Below are 18,024 nucleotides of genomic sequence, written 5' to 3'. Positions count from 1 at the left end.
ATATTTAAATACCTGTAAATCAATTTTATAACATGGTTAGGATGAAAAAATGACAATCATCATCTTGTTTAGAATGATTCTAAATAGATATTTGCCCTCCCTAATCCCTTAGCTCTATATAATGAATCGTTCGATCGCGCTGCTTCTGTTTTTATTGGGGTTTTCTCATTGTACCCTTGCTCAGTTCATGACCCGGGAGGATTCGCTGAATGCCGGACTATCGCCGAACAGCCGTAGTGTCATTTTATCTGCCTACGGTGAAGCCAAGTATGCATATCATGCTGACAACGGAACAGCGCAGGCCAATCTCACACGCAACATTCTCTTCGTCGGTTATCGGTTCAATCCGAAGATCTCGTTCTTCTCCGAACTTGAGTTGGAAGACGCGAAAGTAGACGGAAGTGGAGGGGAGATCTCGCTGGAGCAGGCTGTACTGAAATTCGATCTCAACCGGAACCATTACCTGCTGGCGGGTTTGTTCATTCCCCGCATCGGGATCATCAACGAGAACCATTTGCCTACTACCTTCAACGGCAACGACCGGCACGAAGTGGAGACGCGTATTCTTCCGTCTACCTGGAGAGAGATCGGCGTAGGTTACTATGGCATGAGTGACCGTATCCCCGGTTTGAACTGGAGCCTCGGTATCATGAACGGTTTGGATGCATCCGGAATAAGCGGTTCAAATGGTATTCGGGATGCCCGCTTTGAAGGTAGAAGAGCCACCGGGTCCAATCTTGGAACGACCGCTTCGCTTCTTTATTACTACCGAAACTTCAGGTTCCAGCTAAGCGGATACTACGGGGGAACGGTAGGACTACCAGCCCGTTCGGCGGATAGTCTCGGACTCGACAGTGGCCCGTTCGGCACGCCGGTCGCGTTGGGTGAGTTCAATCTGCAATACCGCCGGAGCGGATGGACGATCAAAGCCCTCGCTTCTACGGTCTCCGTACCGGATGCAGATCGTTTGAATACCGCATTCGCGAAGAATGTGGCCAGCTCGATGTATGGTTACTTTGTCGAGGCGGGGTATAACCTGCTGGAACGTTCGAAGAAACAAAACAAGCAGCGACAGTTGATCGTCTTTTCCCGCTACGAAGGTTTGGATCAGATGGCCAGTGTACCGGATAACGGAATCCGCGATGAGCTATATCATTTGCAATTCCTGATCATGGGGTTGACCTATCAGCCGACCGGTGGGGTAGCCATCAAATTCGATTGGAAGCACGTCACCTCCGGCGAGCCGGAACCTACCTTGAATTTTAATCCTTCTCCAACCGCGCCGGGAATCGAACGGGTCAACGATTTCCTGCAACTCGGGCTGGCCTACAGTTTCTGATATGAGCAGTCGCCGGAACTTCATCAAGACATCCTGTCTCGCCTGCGCGCAGTTCGCGGGCCTGACGGCCGTGCTTGCCAGCCTGCAGTCGTGTTCGTCCATTCGCATTCTGGAAGCCGGTATTTCCGGAGGTTCCATAGATGTTCCGTTCAGTTCCTTTGAACCGGAGGAGCACCTGAAGATCGTACGGGTACCCCAGCAGGTTTATGACATCTTGCTGGTCCGTCAACCCGGACAAACGGCTACCGCGCTCTTGTTGCAGTGTACGCATGAAGATACCCGCCTCGTGGCAACCAACTCGGGCCTGTACTGCAACCTGCACGGCAGTTCCTTTTCGCTGAGCGGAGATGTGAAGGCTGGTCCGGCGATCCGCCGACTGAAGCAATTCCCCGTTACCGAGCATACCGACCATTATACGATACAGTTCAATTCCTAACCACCCCCAAACCGTGAAACGATATTTCCTCCCTGCTATCGTTTTGCTGGGCCTGCTGGGCTCCTGCAAGAAAAGCGATGATACAACACCCGGAGACTCCGGGATGACGAACGAACAATTGGAGTCCGCCATCCTGTCGGATTTTTCCAGTCATGTCGCTCGTGCGAATTACAACGAGTTGGAGCAATTGCTCGACCAACTGCATACCGACGCGCTGGCGTTGCAGCAGACCACGGATGCAACGAATCTGACAGCCGCACGATCCGCCTGGCGGGCAGCACGGGCCGCCTGGGAAAAGAGCGAAGCTTTTCTTTTCGGACCTGTCTCTACCGAGAATATTGATCCTTCAACCGATACCTGGCCGGTCGATTACCTTTCCCTCGATTCATTGTTATCCTCTACGCTGGATTTCACTCCGGCCAACATTCATGCATTGGGCGATGAATTGAAAGGCTATCATCCGGCCGAGTATCTGTTGTGGGGTACCAATGGCGATAAGCAGGCAGGTCAGTTCACTACGCGTGAGTTGGAATTCCTGGTCGCTTTGACAGCCGACCTGAAAGACAAAGGCACAGCCCTGCGTTCCAGTTGGGACGCTTCTCAATCGGGTAATTACGGTGAGGTCTTTTCCAGTGCGGGAAGCGGCAGTACGGTCTATGCTTCCCGACGTGCCGCATTCGAGGAATTGGTGAACGGCATCACCGGAATCTGCGACGAAGTCGCCAACGGGAAGATCGCGGAACCGTTCCTGGCTCAGGATCCCAGTCTGGAAGAATCTCCATACAGCAACAACAGCCTGATCGATTTCACCAATAACATGATCGGTGTTCGAAATGTCTACCGTGGTGATTTCAACGCCGACGGCAAAGGGTTGCAGGATTATCTGCAGGCGAACAACCTGTCGCTGCACAATACGATCACGGCCCAGATCGACCAGGCGATCGCATCTTTGAATGCGATCACGGTTCCGTTCGGTGAAGCGATCATTTCCCAACCGACCCAGGTTCAGTTGGCCATTGATCAGATCAATACCCTCAAGACCACGCTGGAGGACCAGTTGTTACCGTACTTGCAACAGAACATCGTTCGATGAGTAGCGTTGACAGGCGGAACTTATTCGGGGCGCTCCTGGTATTCGGCTTCGTTGCCGTTCTCGTAAGTTGTCGGAAAGCCGAGCCCTGGGAGGAGGAAGCGTTCGATGAGCGTTTGAGCGGAGGCGCCCAAACAGTCTTCACCGAAGGGGTGGGAGCATTTTCACAGGCCTTTCCCACGCTTTCCGGATGGCGCGAAGAGTTCCACGAACTGGGCGACCAGCACTTCGAAGCAACTTTTGTCGCTGCGCCAGCTCCTTTGTTTCAGGGATTGGGTACCATCTACAACAGTAATTCCTGTTTCAACTGCCACATCAACGACGGTCGTGGAAAGCCGATCCAGCAATCGGAGCCGATGACCAGCATGTTGTTCCGCACCAGTGTGCCGGGCAGGGATCCGCACGGCGGTCCCTTGGCTGCGCCGGGTTTTGGCGGGCAGTTACAGGACAAAGCGATCTTCGGCGTAGCGGCGGAGGCCGGTGTGCAAGTCATGTGGGAGGAAACGCCTTTCGTGTTTGCCGACGGAGACACCGTACAATTGCGCAGACCGGTCTGGACACTGGTATCGCCCTATACCGGCTTGCCGGCAGGGTTCATGTTATCGCCAAGAGTCGCACCTCCGGTCCACGGCCTGGGACTGCTGGAACAAATTGCCGGTAGTGAATTGCTGGCGCTTGAAGACGAGTCGGATCTTGATGGTGATGGAATCTCGGGCCATGCCAACCGGGTCTTTGACGCGGTAACCAGGCAACAAACGATCGGCCGCTTCGGTTGGAAAGCGGAGGCGCCCAACCTGGAACAACAGGTAGCCGGTGCATACAACGAAGACATGGGGATTACGAACAAGGTGTTCCCGGTTGAAAGCAGCTATGGCCAGCCTCAATTCGACGGACGAAGCGATGAGCCGGAAGTACCGGACAGCATTTTCAATTCGGTGGTGTTCTATGTAAAAACACTGGCCGTGCCGGCGCGCAGGAATGTGACGGATCCGGTGGTTCGTCGTGGGAAGGAATTATTCAACGCGGCTAATTGCAGCGGCTGTCATCGCACCAGTTTCACTACGCGAACGGATATGTATTTCCCGGAAGCTTCCGGACAAAAGATCCATCCTTACACGGATTTGCTGTTGCACGATATGGGGCCGGGTCTGAGCGACGACCGGCCGACTTATTCTGCATCCGGTAGCGAGTGGAGAACCCCACCCTTATGGGGCATCGGTCTCACGCAGGTTGTGAACGGACATAATAACTTCCTCCATGACGGCAGGGCACGAAGCCTGATGGAAGCCATCCTCTGGCACGGAGGTGAAGCAAGCCGATCGGTGGATTTCGTTCGAAACCTTGGCAAGGAAGATCGGGAAGCGTTGCTGGCTTTTTTGAAAAGTCTGTGATTCGGAACTAGTAACTGGTAACTGGTAATTAGACTGGAAAAAACGATCGAAGATTCGTGATCCCGGGGCGACTCGAACGCCCAACCGGCTGCTTAGAAGGCAGCTGCTCTATCCAGTTGAGCTACGGGACCAATTAATTTTCTGTGTTTTGTTTACTACCTCAACCGTCCCGGTAGAACCGGGATGCTCTATCCAGTTGAGCTACGGGACCAATTAATTTTCTGTGTTTTGTTTACTACCTCAACCGTCCCGGTAGAACCGGGATGCTCTATCCAGTTGAGCTACGGGACCAATTAATTTTCTGTGTTTTGTTTACTACCTCAACCGTCCCGGTAGAACCGGGATGCTCTATCCAGTTGAGCTACGGGACCAATTAATTTTCTGTGTTTTGTTTACTACCTCAACCGTCCCGGTAGAACCGGGATGCTCTATCCAGTTGAGCTACGGGACCAATTAATTTTCTGTGTTTTGTTTACTACCTCAACCGTCCCGGTAGAACCGGGATGCTCTATCCAGTTGAGCTACGGGACCAATTAATTTTCTGTGTTTTGTTTACTACCTCAACCGTCCCGGTAGAACCGGGATGCTCTATCCAGTTGAGCTACGGGACCAATTAATTTTCTGTGTTTTGTTTACTGCCTCAACCGTCCCGGTAGAACCGGGATGCTCTATCCAGTTGAGCTACGGGACCAATTAATTTTCTGTGTTTTGTTTACTGCCTCAACCGTCCCGGTAGAACCGGGATGCTCTATCCAGTTGAGCTACGGGACCAATTAATTTTCTGTGTTTTGTTTACTGCCTCAACCGTCCCGGTAGAACCGGGATGCTCTATCCAGTTGAGCTACGGGACCAATTAATTTTCTGTGTTTTGTTTACTGCCTCAACCGTCCCGGTAGAACCGGGATGCTCTATCCAGTTGAGCTACGGGACCAATTAGCTATCCAGATGAGCTACGGGAACAGGTAGCTATCCAGTTGAGCTACGGAACCAAATTGTTCCCTTTGGGAAGAAGTCGGGGCGGCAGGATTCGAACCTGCGACCTCCTGGTCCCAAACCAGGCGCGATGACCGGACTACGCTACGCCCCGAACTAAACTATTCCGGGTTTCAAGTCAAGGAGTTGGAGTTGCCGTTCAACCGAAGGGTGAATCGAAATGGGAAGAAGGATACTTTCCCCGAACAACTCGAAACCCGAAACCCGAAACCCGGAACTTGTCTTGCGGTGAGGGTGGGATTCGAACCCACGGTACGCTTTAACACGTACGACAGTTTAGCAAACTGCTCCTTTCGGCCTCTCAGGCACCTCACCCCCTTAAAGGGACGGCAAAAATAAGCAATAGCCCTTTTTTTGCCAATTTTTTTCGTGCCTTGTATCAATACCAGAAGGCTGATTTCCAGATGGTCGTGTTTCCGACCTGATCGGTGGCGGTTATTTCTACCGGATGTTCCCTGTTTTGAGTAAGGTGGGCGATGTCCGCGATCAGGAGATCATTCTTGGCATCATACTCGAACAAATGCCATTTGCCGTCGATCATCCCGCGGTAGGATTTGATTCCGGATAACGCATCTTTCATCTTGTACTGGACGATGAGACCACGGGATGTGTTCAGGTCGGCTGGAACATATTCTTTGGAAACAACCGGAGGAACCGTGTCCAGCATCACACCATAATTCCCGAACTTTTTGGTCCGGGCGGTCACAAAATCGTTTTCCCAGTAGCTCGCAAGTGCCAGCGGACGTTTGTCGTCGTCCATGCGCACGACGACCGCCTTGCTTTTAAGCGAGTCGGCTACAGACACATTGGGTTTTATGGCAACGGTGATCGGTAACCCCAATGCGACCTGATCGTTCCCGATACGAAACTGGGAGGAGATGAGGGTCTCGTTCTTGCTTTCATGGTCCGTATAGAAGAAGTTATCGAAAACCGCACCGTTCGGAATCGTCACGTCCAGATTGGCCTTGTGAACGGCGATCCCTTTCTGATTGGAAACCAGGACGGAGCCCTCCGGGCGAGGCAGGTAAGGATTGTTGAATAGGGTAGAATAGGCGATTACCTGGAACTCGATCTGCGAGGCGTTACCGGCGAAGTCGCGTGCAATGAATTTCAGATCGTGAGCGGCATCGTCACCAAAGATGCTGTAACCGGTCGCGTTGGTGTCGCTGTAAATGAGCGAAAAGTGGTTCCCGGGCAGGCGATGGCAGCGTTCGATGGTATAACCATCGCGAACTTTGGAGAGATAGTCGATGTGCGCGTTCACGTACCGTTGCTCGTCAAAGTCGAGCCGGTCCATCCGCCACTGATAGGCGAGTTGTCCGTCTACGTAGAACTCGGCTGTGTAGATCCCCAGGGTCGCGGCAGAACCATCGATCTGGTCAACGGTTTCGAAACCGAATGCGATGCTGCCGGATGCCTGGATGAAGTCGGCCGTATTGAGGATGTACAATCCTTCCGTCGGAAGGATTTCATAGGTGATGGCGGTATCGCATTTGTCGAGCATGCCCGCTTCACGTACCGGGAAGATCCGAAGATTCTTGAGGACCGGCGCGATGTTGTCAGGCACATTCCAGCCGAATAGCAGGGGGTTGATGGGTTGTTCGGTCACCTCGTCGCGGATCTCAAAGTGAAGATGGGGGCCGGAGGTATTCCCTGTATTTCCCGAGAGGGCAATGATCTGGCCTTTCTTTACCTTCAATTCATTCTTCTTTGGGAAGAGTTCGACTTCGTAGACTTCGTTCTTGTCCTGTTGTTTTCGAACCAGGGAGGCGACCGGCTCTTCGAATGATTTTAGATGCCCGTAAACGGTCACAAAACCGTTCGGGTGGGTGATATACAGGGCTTTACCAAAGCCGCGGCTATCCACTTTGATCCTGGAGATCCAACCATCGGCGGAAGCTTTGACCGGCCATCCTTCCATTTCACCGGTTCCGAGATCGATGCCGGTATGAAAGTGATCGGGCCGGATCTCTCCAAATGTTCCAACGACCACCAGGTCGCTGTCGAGGGGCGGAGAGAAGTAATTTTTCGGGTAATCGGTCTGGCCGTACGTGCAGGTAGAGGCGCTCAAGAAGAGCAGGGTGGCCGAAATGAAGCGTCGGAACATGAAACAAAGAACGGGAATTCCTGACGTTCGATGGGATGGAAATGAGATGAAATCACGCCTTGCTGCCCCATTTCTTTACTTTGCCTGAGCATCCTCATCTGGCTGATTTTCTGAACAATCGCTGTTCATAATTTATGTGATAATTCAGGAGGAATCCGTACTTTCGGGGCTTATCTTCCAAGAAACGTTTGTCATGACCCAACCGAACGACGTTCAGCACCAGGTCGGCGAGCTCGAGAACCGCATCCATAAATTCATACATTTGCACGATACCCTTCGTGCACAATGTCAGGAACTGCTGTCCGAGAATCGACGGTTGCAGTTGGAGTTGGACGAAGAGCGGGCAAAAAGCAGGCGTGTGGAAGAAGGGTACCGGAACCTGCAGGACGTTGAGCAACAAGCGGCACGTCAGCGGGTGGCGGGTATTAAACGCAAGATCGGTGACATCATCGGCGAGATTGACCGCAATCTTACCCTGATCGATGTCCAACAGCATAAGTGAATCAACCCTCCATGGGAGAATTACTGTCGGTCAAAGTTTCCATTGGTAATCGCACCTATCCACTCCGGATCACCCGGGAGGAGCACGAGCGCGTGACCCAGGCTGCCGAGCTGATCAATAAGCGGATGAAAGAGTTCGAAGAACTCTACGCCGTGAAGGATAAGCAGGACCTGCTGGCCATGTGCGCATTGCAGTTTGCGAATGAATCAATGGGTCATCATACAGCCTCGGCCTCGTCAGGAAAAGACGAAGTTGGCGACCGGATTGAGTATTTGACGCTTTTGGTGGACGAATATCTGTCCAAAGAAGCGCCATCCCAATAAAGGGTATCGTTCTTTGAAGTCGAATCGGTGTGAACCGGTCGTCCTGTCGAAGTGATTCGCCGGATCGTCCCTTGCACCGAGTCGGGATAATATCCCGCATCAGTTCCGATTCACTTATAAAAACTCAACACTTCAATACCATTGGAGCCCAACTCAGTGGTTAGTATGGCAGGCTGCACTCCCGCTTCGCGGGAATCCTCCGGGACAGCAGAAACCAGAGAAACCAGGAGGTTCCAACCCTGTATCGCGGGGTTTTCTATGAGTTCCGGGACAGATGCGGGTTTTTTATTGACCATCGGGTAACCGGTGGAATTGTCAACCAGCGGCATAAGCCGCCTCAACATAAGTAAGCACCTATATGGATAGCCAAATCATCATTCTGATTGCCGAAGGACTGGTAGCCATGATCATCGGGTTTCTGGTTTCACGATATGTCATGGCCAGGACCATGAAGTCGAAGGAGACCGCCGCCGAATCAAAGGCCCAGTCGATCATCAAGGAAGCCGAACTGGAAGCGGAAGTCATCAAGAAGAACAAGATTCTCGAGGCCAAGGAACGATTCATTCAACTTAAAGCCGAACACGAAAAATCCATCGGCGAAAAGGATAAAAACATCGCTGCGGCTGAGAATCGCATCAAACAAAAGGAGTCGCAGTTGGCCCAAAAGGTCGAGCAGACCCAGAAGAAGCAACAGGAGTACGATACGCTCCAGGCCAATCTGAAGAACCAGTTGCAGATCCTTGAGGGTAAAAAAGAAGAACTGGCCAAGTTGCACCAGCGCCAGGTCGAACAACTGGAAAAGATCAGTGGACTGAGTGTTGATCAGGCCAAAAGCCAACTTGTCGAAGCCCTGAAGGCGGAGGCCAAGACGGAAGCCATGTCGTCCATCAAGGACATCATGGAAGAGGCCAAACTTACCGCGAATAAAGAAGCAAAGCGGATCGTCATTCAAACCATTCAGCGCGTTGCAACCGAACACGCCGTGGAGAATGCCGTTACGGTATTTCCGATTGAGAACGACGAAGTGAAAGGCCGTGTCATCGGCCGGGAAGGCCGGAACATCCGGGCCCTGGAGGCAGCTACCGGTGTGGAGATCATCGTCGACGATACGCCGGAGACGATCATTCTCTCTTGTTTCGACCCCGTACGCCGGGAGATCGCCCGCCTAGCGCTTCACCAACTGGTTTCCGATGGCCGGATTCACCCCGCGCGTATCGAGGAAGTCGTCGCCAAGGTAAAACGTCAACTGGAAGAAGAGATCGTGGAAGTTGGTAAGCGAACCACCATCGATCTCGGTATTCACGGACTTGCCCCGGAACTGATCCGGATGGTGGGCCGCATGAAGTACCGTTCTTCCTATGGTCAGAACCTGCTCCAGCACAGCCGCGAAGTCGCCAACTTGTGCGCAACCATGGCGGCGGAACTCGGATTGAACGCCAAGCTGGCCAAGCGTGCCGGCCTCTTGCACGATATCGGCAAAGTTCCGGACGACGAACCGGAATTGCCACACGCGATCCTCGGCATGAAACTCGCCGAGAAATACAAGGAGAACCCGGAGGTTTGCAACGCCATCGGTGCTCACCACGATGAAATCGAAATGAACAGCCTGATCTCGCCGATCGTCCAGGTGTGTGACGCCATTTCCGGTTCCCGTCCGGGTGCGCGACGCGAGGTGGTGGAATCCTACATCAAACGCCTGAAAGAGATGGAGGCGCTTGCCTTGTCGTACCCCGGAGTAGAGAAGACCTTCGCCATCCAGGCCGGTCGCGAACTCCGCGTTATTGTCCAAAGCGAGAAGCTCAGCGATAAGCAATCGGAGGTTTTGTCGTTCGATATCGCTAATCGCATCCAGAACGAAATGACCTATCCCGGCCAGGTCAAAGTAACCGTCATCCGGGAGACCCGTTCGGTTAATTACGCCAAGTAATACGATAACTTTGACTGGTAACCCTCGACCCTTCGGGCGCGGAGGTTACCAGTTTCATTTTACGCCGCCGCTCTCCCCATGAACCAGGAACCATTCGACCTGATCCTCGAACCGAGGCGCAGTGCTGGAAACTACTGGCGCGACCTGTGGCAGTATCGGGGCCTTTTCTATTTCCTTTCCTGGCGTGATATCCTGGTCCGTTACAAGCAAACAGTCATCGGTATCGCCTGGAGCGTGATCCGGCCCTTGTTGACCATGATCGTCTTCACGATCGTATTCGGAAGGCTGGCGCAACTACCGAATGAAGGCGTTCCGTACATCTTGTTGGTGTGCGCGGCCATGTTACCCTGGCAATTCTTCGCCAACGCTTTTACGGAATCGAGTCAGTCGTTGATTGCCAATGCTCCCATGTTGACGAAAGTCTATTTCCCCCGCCTGATCATTCCGGCCAGTGCAGTGGTGGTGGCGCTCGTGGACTTTTTCATTTCCCTGCTGATCTTGCTGGGACTCATGGTGTGGTACCGGTTTGTGCCGGGCTGGCAGGTCGTCTGGTTGCCAGCTTTTCTACTCATGGCCATCCTGGTTACCATGGGCGCAGGATTTTTTATCGCCGCCTTGAATGTCAAGTACCGTGACTTCCGATACATCGTACCGTTCATTGTTCAGTTCGGCTTGTATGTGTCGCCGGTCGGTTTTAGCAGCAACGTCATTCCCGCCGATTGGCGCTGGCTGTACGCCTTGAATCCGATGGTGGGAGTAATCGACGGATTTCGCTGGTGTCTGCTGGGAGGGAGTTTCCGGCTGGAACCCACCAGTTTTGCAATCTCCATAGCCCTTACCATCCTGCTCTTCGTTTTCGGCTTGTTTTATTTCCGCCGGATGGAGCGATCCTTCGCCGACGTAGTCTAAACCATGTCTGTCGCCATTCGAGCTGAGCACCTTACCAAACGGTATGTCCTGCGCCACCAGGTTCGGGAACCCTATACCGCATTGCGGGATGTATTAGCTCGTAAAGCCCGACAGGCCGGTAAGGCGCTACTGGGGCGGAACGAGCAAATCATCACGGAAGATTTTCATGCGCTGAACGATGTGAGTTTCGATATTCTGCAAGGGCAACGGGTCGGCATCATCGGTCGCAACGGAGCAGGAAAGTCGACCTTGTTAAAGATCATCAGCCGCATCACCGAACCATCCGAAGGCCGCTTGTTCATCAAAGGCCGTGTGGCGAGTTTGCTGGAAGTAGGGACCGGCTTTCATCCTGAACTGACAGGCCGTGAGAACATCTTCCTGAACGGTTCCATACTGGGCATGACGAAAGCGGAGATCTCCCGGAAGTTCGACGAGATCGTCGCCTTCTCGGAAGTGGAACGCTTTCTGGATACGCCTGTGAAACGTTATTCTTCGGGTATGTATGTCCGGCTGGCATTTGCTGTTGCTGCGCATCTCGAGCCGGAGATCCTCCTGGTCGATGAAGTGTTAGCGGTAGGAGATGCGGAGTTTCAAAAAAAGTGTCTTGGGAAAATGCGGGATGTAGCGCAGTCGGGGAGGACCATCCTGTTTGTGAGCCACAACATGGCCGCGATCCAGAACCTCTGTGATACGGCGATCTATTTGCGAAACGGACAATTGGTAGAGATGGGAGAGAAGGATCGGGTGATCGCGACATATCTCCGCTCGACCGCTGATCTGCATTCCATCCAACTGGCCGATCGAAAGGACCGGACCGGAAGCGGCGCTGTCAGATTCGATTCGATCGAACTCTGTGATGAACACGGCCAGCCTGCCAGTGCCTTGCAATCCGGTAAGGCGGGATCGATCCGGCTGCGTTTGAAGAAGTCGCCAGCTGTTTCGGTGATCCGCAACCTCCACATCGCGGTCGGTATCGACGACGAGATCGGACAACGGATCACGAACCTCAACAATGAACTGACGGGAAACTACTTTTCTGAAAGTTCCGTCAACGAACCGGTCATCGACATCCTGATGGACAAAGTGCCCTTTCGGCATGGCCAATATGCCATAACCTTGTACGCGACAGTGAACAACGAAGTGGCCGACTGGATCGGAAATGCCGGCACGATTCCGGTTGAGCCGGGTGATTTTTTCGGGTCCGGGAAATTATTGCCGGACGGGCAGGGAAATTTCTATGTAGGACACCGTTTCAAACTACACTGATCGTGCTTTATTCACTCCGACTTTATCTACGGCAGATCAGCCGCTACCGCCAGCAGGGTGCTGGTGCGGATGACCTTCGTTTTTATAAGCAGTGGATCAATTCACAGGGTGGCTCCTCCATGGAATCGCGGCTCCCGTGGCTTTCCTTTCGAGCCATTGAGTTGTTGGAATCCAGGATCAAACCGGAACATCACGTTTTCGAGTTCGGCGGAGGCGGATCGACCTTGTTTTTTCTCGATCGTGTTGCTTCGGTCGTTACCGCGGAGCATGATACGGTCTGGTTTGACAAGTTGAAATCATCGATCGATCCGACATTGGGAAAGCGATGGACGGCCTTGGCAAATCCTCCAGAAGCCGGAGACCTTGTGAAACATCCCGATCCATCGTTACCGGAACATTATCATAGCAGCGATTCGAATTATCGGGGAATGAATTTCAGAAACTACGCCTCTTCGATCGATGCTTTCCCAGCGGAGCGATTTGATTGGATCCTTGTTGACGGCAGGGCGCGTCCATCCTGCCTGTTGCATGCGGTTTCGAAGTTGAAGCGAGGCGGATATCTGATCCTGGATAATTTCGAACGAGCTACTTATCACCCCGCCGCACGCGAAATTTCGAAAATGAGTTTCCGGCTCGTGCTGGACCGGCAAGGCCCATGTCCGTTCACACCGGACTTTACACGAACTGCTATTTGGCAGAAAGTTGATGTCTGATCTGGCACCCATCCTGATTTTCTGCTTTGATCGTCCGGATCACCTTCGACGCGTGTTGGAGAGTATCACCAGAAACCCGGAGTCGGCTTCTTCGCATTTGATATTACGGATGGATGGTGCACCGGCAGGAGCCTCGCCGGATCGATTGGCTCGTATGGATTCCGTTCGCCAACTCCTGCGGGAACGTGCGTGGTGCAAGTCGGTGGAAATTCACGAATCCGAGCGAAACATGGGCTTGGCAGGATCGGTGATGGAAGGGGTAAGTGATGCCGTGGCCCGATTTGGACGGGTGATTGTCCTGGAGGACGACCTGGAGTGCTCTCCATTTTTTTTGCAATTCATGAACAGGGCACTGGACGTATATGCGGATGATCATCGTGTAATCAGTATCAGCGGTTACATCTATCCGATCAAGGCGACTTTACCGGAGACGTTTTTTCTCCGCGGCGCCGATTGTTGGGGCTGGGCTACCTGGAAAAGAGGCTGGGATCTGTTTCGTTCGGATGGAAATGCCTTGTTGTCCGAACTACAGTCACGCCAGCTATCTGCCGCTTTCGACTTTGATGGTTCCTATCCCTACACGGAAATGCTGACCGATCAGGTAAATGGGAAGAACGATTCCTGGGCGATCCGGTGGTATGCTTCAGCTTTTCTCTTGGGAAAGTTGTCGCTTTACCCTGGCCGATCGCTGGTGCAGAACCTCGGTATCGATGGTTCCGGTACTCACAGTGGTCGATCTGATCGCTGGCAGGTGCCACTGGCTGAGTCTGCCATAGCGGTTGAACGGAAGGAATCTGTGGAAGACCCGTTCGTAGTAGAACGGCTGCAGGATTATTTCCGGGCGTTAAATCAGCCGGATCCCTTTTGGAAACGTGTTGTTCGCAGACTTCGACGAATGATCTAAGCATGTTACGCTCCAGGATCCGAGACCTCTTGCCGGCATTCGTCATGCGCTGGTATCGCCACCGGCGGTGGAAGCAAGGTCTTTGGCCCAAATCCGAATGGAGGGGCGACTATCCTTCATGGGCCAGTGCCGAAGCTGATTCACAAGGCTACGAGAACGCCATGATCCTGGAGCGGGTCACCGCAGCCACTCGTGCAGTGCAGGAAGGTAGGGCAGCTTTTGAACGGGATGCAGTCACATTTCCTGAGCGTGCCTTTGATCCGGCGGTGCTGGCTGCTTTGCAGGCGATGGTTGCTGAATCCGGAGGGACTATCGAGCTGATTGATTTTGGTGGTTCACTGGGCAGCTTATACTATCAATATCGGCCTTTGCTGAACGGCGTAAAAGAACTCCGCTGGGTCGTGGTGGAACAACCGCATTTTGTGGAGCGCGGTAAGTCCATTACGCCTCCGGGTGAGTTGTCGTTCACACATTCCCTTTCGGAGATTCCGGGAGGGGAGGTTAACCGCGTATTATTGCTCGGAAGCGTTCTGTCCTATCTGCCAGACCCCTGGGAATTCATCCGGGAAGCACAAGTCTACCGTTTTCGTTTCATCCTGATCGACCGGACAGCCTGTATACGAGGTCGGCCGACGCGTCTGACCGTTCAGTATGTGCCGGAAACAGTTTATCCGGCCAGTTATCCCGCATGGCTTTTCCGGGAGACTGATCTTAAAAATGCGTTCAAATCGGATTATCAATTGCGGAGCGATTCAGTGTCGCCCTTTTCATCCCTGCGTATCCAGGAGGATGGCGCGGAAGTGGAGTGGAAGTCCTTCTTCTTTGAACGAAAGCGTTAATTTGCAAAGCGATGTCGGCTCATTGGAACTTCTGCACCTTATTCAATACCGCCTATCTGTCACGTGGGCTGGCGCTCCACGCATCGTTGAGTAGCGTCTGCCGGTCTTATCATTTATTCGTTTTCGCGTTCGACGACAACTGTTATGAGTATCTGAAGAACAGCGGACTTCCGAATCTGACGGTCATTTCACTTCGGGAGTTTGAAGATGAGCAATTGTTATCCATCAAAGGCTCACGTACCGCAACGGAATATTGCTGGACCTGCACGGCCTCGACAATACTTTATTCGATCGAGCGGTTCGGATTGGATCATTGTACTTATCTGGATGCTGACATGGAATTCTATTCCGATCCTGCTTCGTTGTTTTCGGAATGGCAGCATGCATCCGTCATGATCACCGAGCACCGGTATACTCCCGAATACGACCAATCCGCCGTGAGCGGTCGTTATTGCGTTCAGTTCATGGCCTTCCGGAACGATACGCGCGGCATGCAAGTCTTGCGTGATTGGAGAAATGATTGCATCAAGTGGTGTTATGCCCGTGTGGAGGATGGAAAGTTCGGTGATCAAAAGTATCTGGACTCCTGGCAGGAGCGCTACGAAGGTGTGCATGTATTACAGCATCCGGGTGGAGGTGTCGCTCCCTGGAATGTTCAGCAGTATGATGTCTCCATCCAGGACGGTGTTTTAATGGTTACCCATGCGACAGGCTCGTCCCCGGTTCCACTGGTGTTTTACCATTACCACGGACTGCGTTTTTACGAGGCAGGATTGGTCATGCTTGCCGGCGAGCTGTATGAAATCGATGGATCGGTTGTTCGTCACCTCTATGCGCCTTATGTCGGTCGTTTGTTGTCGTTGGGTAATCAGGTTAAAAGCCTCCATCCGTCCTGGGATCCCTTCGGAGTGAGTGGCCGGTCTCCAAAGCCCCCGTTGAGCCCGTGGATACTCTTTTTGTATTATTTTAACGACCTTCGTCGCTCTATTCGTAATATCGACGGAAAACTAATCAGGTGGAGGAAAAGGCATCAACATGTCTATCATAGCCGTCAGTTTATCCGTTGACCCCGTATGGCTCGTCTGATCGATCTCAAAACCTTCACTGACACGCGCGGTAACCTGACGGTCATCGAAAAGGTGATCCCATTTGATATTAAACGCATCTTTTATATCTACGGGGTAGACGACAGCAGACGGGGAGGTCATCGGCATCGGAAAACTCTGCAAGCCGCAATCTGCATCCAGGGAGCCTGTACGATCTATAACCACGACGGGTCTGCGGAACAGGTATTCCGGTTGGATCGTCCCGATAAATGTCTGATCCTGGAACCGGCGGACTGGCATACGATGTACGAGTTCACGCCCGACGCCATCCTGATGGTACTGGCATCCGAGTTTTTCGATCAGGCCGACTACATTTTCGAACCCTATCCTGCGGTGTCATGATCGAATACGAGAACCTGAGAAAGGCCAACGCTCCGTTCTTCGAGGAATATCGGGCGGTCTTTGAAAAGACCCTGCAGAGCGGTTGGTACATACTCGGCGAGCAGGTCAAATCGTTCGAGGCGGAGTTCGCAGGCTATTGCAGTGTGCAGCATACGGTAGGCGTCGCGAATGGATTGGATGCTATGATCCTTGCCTTGCGTTCCTATAATTTTTCTCCGGGAGATGAGGTTCTGGTTCCATCGAATACGTACATCGCATCCATACTGGCGATTCTGCATGCGGGCTTGAAGCCGGTATTGGTCGAACCCCGCTTGTCCACCTACAATATCAATCCGGAAAACATCCGCGAAAAGATCAGCAAGCGTACCCGTGCCGTGTTGGTGGTACACCTCTACGGGAAGTTGTGTGAAATGGATGCCATCCTTTCCATCGCCCGGGAGTATGGTCTGGCCGTAGTTGAAGATTGTGCCCAGGCCCATGGAGCGAGCTTACGTGGGAAACGGGCCGGGAGCTTCGGTGATTTCGGGGCCTTTAGTTTTTATCCGACCAAGAACCTCGGAGCACTCGCCGATGCCGGAGCCGTCACGACCGATGATCCGAAGAAAGCGGAAGCGATCCGCACACTTCGGAATTACGGTTCTGAAAAGAAGTATTATAACAGCATAGTCGGTTACAATTCGCGGTTGGATGAGCTGCAGGCGGCTTTTCTACGAGTCAAACTCGCTGCATTGGACAAGATCAATGCGCATAAACGCAAACTGGCTGCCATCTATCAGGCGGAATTATCCGATGCTTATGTTAAGCCCGTGAAGCAGGAGGATTACCTGGATGTCTTTCATATTTATGCTATTCGACATCCCAAGCGTGACCAGTTGCGGACCTTTCTGTCGGAGAACGGTATACATACCGAAGTGCATTATCCGGTCGCTCCCAACCGGCAATTGGCAATGCGCGGGATCCTGGATATGACCGATACCCCGATCGCACAGGAAATACACGAAACCATACTCAGCCTGCCGATCTCTTTCTTCCACACGGAAGATGACATTCGGCAGGTTGTCGGGGTGATGAACCGCTTTTGACATGAAGCGTCTTTCGGTCATAACGGTCAACCTGAACAATGCCCGTGGATTGCGGAAAACGTTGCAAAGCGTGATCACCCAGTCGTGGAACGATCGTGAAATCATCGTGATCGATGGCGGCTCGAACGATGAAAGTTTGGCGGTGATCGAAGAGTTCCGTTCGCACTTGTCTTTCGTCCACAGTGGGAAAGACGCTGGCGTCTACGATGCACAGAACAAGGGGATCGCACTCGCCTCCGGCGAATATTGTCTTTTTCTGAATTCGGGTGATTATCTGGCCTCACCCGATGTTTTAAGCGCGGTTTTCAGCCGTCGACGGGATGAGGATATCTTGTACGGCAACATGATCATTTATTATGGAAATGGGAAGACCCGCCTGGGCCGTATGCCGCGAAGAATCACCCTGGAGCAGATGATCGGAGATACGCTTTGGCACCCGGTGAGTTTTATCCGCAGGACCTTGTTTGAGAAGTATGGTAAGTATGACCTCAGCTTCAGGGTGGTGGCGGATTATCATTTTTTTCTCCGGGTGCTCCTGGTGGAGCAGGTGAGCTATTACCATACTGGTGTCACCGTTTCAGTGTTTGATACTTCCGGCATGAGTTCTCAGGGGAAGTATCGTGCCCAACAACTGGAAGAACGACGCCGGGCACAGGAGTTGTACTTTAAGCCGGAAGTGATCGACCGGGCATTGCATCGGTATCGTCGCAAGTTTCTGTTGAACCGCGTCTTGCGCAGGATAGGATTGAACTGAT

The 18,024-nt window shown here is 52.7% G+C and carries 17 protein-coding genes and 3 tRNA genes; 16 read left to right on the top strand and 4 right to left on the bottom strand.

All coding sequences use genetic code 11. The features are described from left to right. Positions 1–121: 121 nt before the first annotated feature. Genes IPJ96_10380 through IPJ96_10365 form a run of 4 tightly spaced genes read left to right on the top strand, consistent with a single transcriptional unit; the run spans position 122 to position 4,256 of the window. Positions 122–1,339 carry a hypothetical protein gene (locus tag IPJ96_10380; GenBank protein ID MBK7910755.1) on the top strand — a complete coding sequence of 406 codons (1,218 nt, stop codon included), beginning with the start codon at positions 122–124 and terminating at the stop codon, positions 1,337–1,339. A gap of 1 nt (position 1,340) precedes the next feature. Continuing rightward, the gene (locus tag IPJ96_10375) at positions 1,341–1,775 is read left to right on the top strand and encodes a Rieske (2Fe-2S) protein (GenBank protein ID MBK7910754.1); all 435 of its coding nucleotides are present in this window, start codon (positions 1,341–1,343) and stop codon (positions 1,773–1,775) included. Positions 1,776–1,788: 13 nt separating this feature from the next. Then, a complete protein-coding gene (locus IPJ96_10370) occupies positions 1,789–2,868 on the top strand; it encodes a peptidase M75 (protein ID MBK7910753.1) in 1,080 nt (359 codons plus the stop codon). Next, positions 2,865–4,256 carry a c-type cytochrome gene (locus IPJ96_10365; GenBank protein ID MBK7910752.1) on the top strand — a complete coding sequence of 464 codons (1,392 nt, stop codon included), beginning with the start codon at positions 2,865–2,867 and terminating at the stop codon, positions 4,254–4,256. The genes IPJ96_10370 and IPJ96_10365 overlap by 4 nt, the downstream gene beginning before the upstream one ends. A gap of 57 nt (positions 4,257–4,313) precedes the next feature. Here IPJ96_10365 and IPJ96_10360 read toward each other — a convergent pair. The 4 genes from IPJ96_10360 to IPJ96_10345 form a co-directional block, all read right to left on the bottom strand. Further along, a tRNA-Arg gene (locus IPJ96_10360) sits at positions 4,314–4,387 on the bottom strand. Between the two features lie 881 nt (positions 4,388–5,268). After that, positions 5,269–5,343, bottom strand: a tRNA-Pro gene (locus IPJ96_10355). Positions 5,344–5,475: 132 nt separating this feature from the next. Then, a tRNA-Ser gene (locus tag IPJ96_10350) sits at positions 5,476–5,564 on the bottom strand. Between the two features lie 64 nt (positions 5,565–5,628). Next, entirely contained in the window at positions 5,629–7,356 is a 1,728-nt protein-coding gene (locus IPJ96_10345) for a M23 family metallopeptidase (GenBank protein ID MBK7910751.1), read from the bottom strand. Positions 7,357–7,549: 193 nt separating this feature from the next. Between IPJ96_10345 and IPJ96_10340 the strand changes: the two genes are divergently transcribed. From IPJ96_10340 to IPJ96_10285, 12 genes are all read left to right on the top strand, one after another. Then, complete coding sequence (locus tag IPJ96_10340; GenBank protein MBK7910750.1) at positions 7,550–7,858, top strand: hypothetical protein; 309 nt, start codon at positions 7,550–7,552, stop codon at positions 7,856–7,858. An 11-nt stretch (positions 7,859–7,869) separates the two neighbouring features. Beyond that, a complete protein-coding gene (locus IPJ96_10335; GenBank protein ID MBK7910749.1) occupies positions 7,870–8,181 on the top strand; it encodes a cell division protein ZapA in 312 nt (103 codons plus the stop codon). 358 nt (positions 8,182–8,539) lie between these two features. After that, on the top strand, positions 8,540–10,108 hold the full coding sequence (rny, locus tag IPJ96_10330) for a ribonuclease Y (protein ID MBK7910748.1): 1,569 nt from the start codon (positions 8,540–8,542) through the stop codon (positions 10,106–10,108). Between the two features lie 78 nt (positions 10,109–10,186). After that, the gene (locus IPJ96_10325) at positions 10,187–11,017 is read left to right on the top strand and encodes an ABC transporter permease (protein ID MBK7910747.1); all 831 of its coding nucleotides are present in this window, start codon (positions 10,187–10,189) and stop codon (positions 11,015–11,017) included. Between the two features lie 3 nt (positions 11,018–11,020). Continuing rightward, complete coding sequence (locus IPJ96_10320; GenBank protein MBK7910746.1) at positions 11,021–12,283, top strand: ABC transporter ATP-binding protein; 1,263 nt, start codon at positions 11,021–11,023, stop codon at positions 12,281–12,283. Positions 12,284–12,285: 2 nt separating this feature from the next. Then, entirely contained in the window at positions 12,286–12,996 is a 711-nt protein-coding gene (locus tag IPJ96_10315; GenBank protein MBK7910745.1) for a hypothetical protein, read from the top strand. Beyond that, positions 12,989–13,900: a glycosyltransferase gene (locus IPJ96_10310; protein MBK7910744.1), complete on the top strand. Its 912-nt coding sequence runs from the start codon at positions 12,989–12,991 to the stop codon at positions 13,898–13,900. The genes IPJ96_10315 and IPJ96_10310 overlap by 8 nt, the downstream gene beginning before the upstream one ends. 2 nt (positions 13,901–13,902) lie before the next feature. Then, positions 13,903–14,739, top strand: coding sequence for a methyltransferase, TIGR04325 family (locus tag IPJ96_10305; GenBank protein MBK7910743.1), 837 nt, complete (start codon positions 13,903–13,905; stop codon positions 14,737–14,739). Between the two features lie 11 nt (positions 14,740–14,750). Next, entirely contained in the window at positions 14,751–15,806 is a 1,056-nt protein-coding gene (locus IPJ96_10300; protein MBK7910742.1) for a glycosyl transferase, read from the top strand. Positions 15,807–15,812: 6 nt separating this feature from the next. After that, entirely contained in the window at positions 15,813–16,187 is a 375-nt protein-coding gene (locus IPJ96_10295; GenBank protein ID MBK7910741.1) for an FdtA/QdtA family cupin domain-containing protein, read from the top strand. Next, positions 16,184–17,269: a DegT/DnrJ/EryC1/StrS family aminotransferase gene (locus IPJ96_10290; GenBank protein ID MBK7910740.1), complete on the top strand. Its 1,086-nt coding sequence runs from the start codon at positions 16,184–16,186 to the stop codon at positions 17,267–17,269. Before IPJ96_10295 ends, IPJ96_10290 begins: the two co-directional genes overlap by 4 nt. 1 nt (position 17,270) lies before the next feature. Beyond that, on the top strand, positions 17,271–18,023 hold the full coding sequence (locus IPJ96_10285) for a glycosyltransferase (GenBank protein ID MBK7910739.1): 753 nt from the start codon (positions 17,271–17,273) through the stop codon (positions 18,021–18,023). The last annotated feature ends 1 nt before the right edge of the window (position 18,024 follow it).

The organism is Bacteroidota bacterium (assembly GCA_016713765.1).
GTDB classification, from domain to species: Bacteria; Bacteroidota; Bacteroidia; order AKYH767-A; family 2013-40CM-41-45; genus Pollutiaquabacter; species Pollutiaquabacter aromativorans.
Note: the sequence above shows the minus strand (reverse complement) of the source record. Positions and strands in the feature narration are given on the sequence as shown.

Bases quoted from the DNA above. Each gene is read 5' to 3' on its own strand.
- IPJ96_10325 (MBK7910747.1), top strand. From the start codon at position 10,187: ATGAACCAGGAACCATTCGACCTGATCCTCGAACCGAGGCGCAGTGCT.
- IPJ96_10295 (MBK7910741.1), top strand. From the start codon at position 15,813: ATGGCTCGTCTGATCGATCTCAAAACCTTCACTGACACGCGCGGTAAC.
- rny (MBK7910748.1), top strand. From the start codon at position 8,540: ATGGATAGCCAAATCATCATTCTGATTGCCGAAGGACTGGTAGCCATG.
- IPJ96_10285 (MBK7910739.1), top strand. From the start codon at position 17,271: ATGAAGCGTCTTTCGGTCATAACGGTCAACCTGAACAATGCCCGTGGA.
- IPJ96_10300 (MBK7910742.1), top strand. From the start codon at position 14,751: ATGTCGGCTCATTGGAACTTCTGCACCTTATTCAATACCGCCTATCTG.
- IPJ96_10310 (MBK7910744.1), top strand. From the start codon at position 12,989: ATGTCTGATCTGGCACCCATCCTGATTTTCTGCTTTGATCGTCCGGAT.
- IPJ96_10345 (MBK7910751.1), bottom strand. From the start codon at position 7,356: ATGTTCCGACGCTTCATTTCGGCCACCCTGCTCTTCTTGAGCGCCTCT.
- IPJ96_10375 (MBK7910754.1), top strand. From the start codon at position 1,341: ATGAGCAGTCGCCGGAACTTCATCAAGACATCCTGTCTCGCCTGCGCG.
- IPJ96_10340 (MBK7910750.1), top strand. From the start codon at position 7,550: ATGACCCAACCGAACGACGTTCAGCACCAGGTCGGCGAGCTCGAGAAC.
- IPJ96_10365 (MBK7910752.1), top strand. From the start codon at position 2,865: ATGAGTAGCGTTGACAGGCGGAACTTATTCGGGGCGCTCCTGGTATTC.
- IPJ96_10290 (MBK7910740.1), top strand. From the start codon at position 16,184: ATGATCGAATACGAGAACCTGAGAAAGGCCAACGCTCCGTTCTTCGAG.
- IPJ96_10320 (MBK7910746.1), top strand. From the start codon at position 11,021: ATGTCTGTCGCCATTCGAGCTGAGCACCTTACCAAACGGTATGTCCTG.
- IPJ96_10380 (MBK7910755.1), top strand. From the start codon at position 122: ATGAATCGTTCGATCGCGCTGCTTCTGTTTTTATTGGGGTTTTCTCAT.
- IPJ96_10335 (MBK7910749.1), top strand. From the start codon at position 7,870: ATGGGAGAATTACTGTCGGTCAAAGTTTCCATTGGTAATCGCACCTAT.
- IPJ96_10305 (MBK7910743.1), top strand. From the start codon at position 13,903: ATGTTACGCTCCAGGATCCGAGACCTCTTGCCGGCATTCGTCATGCGC.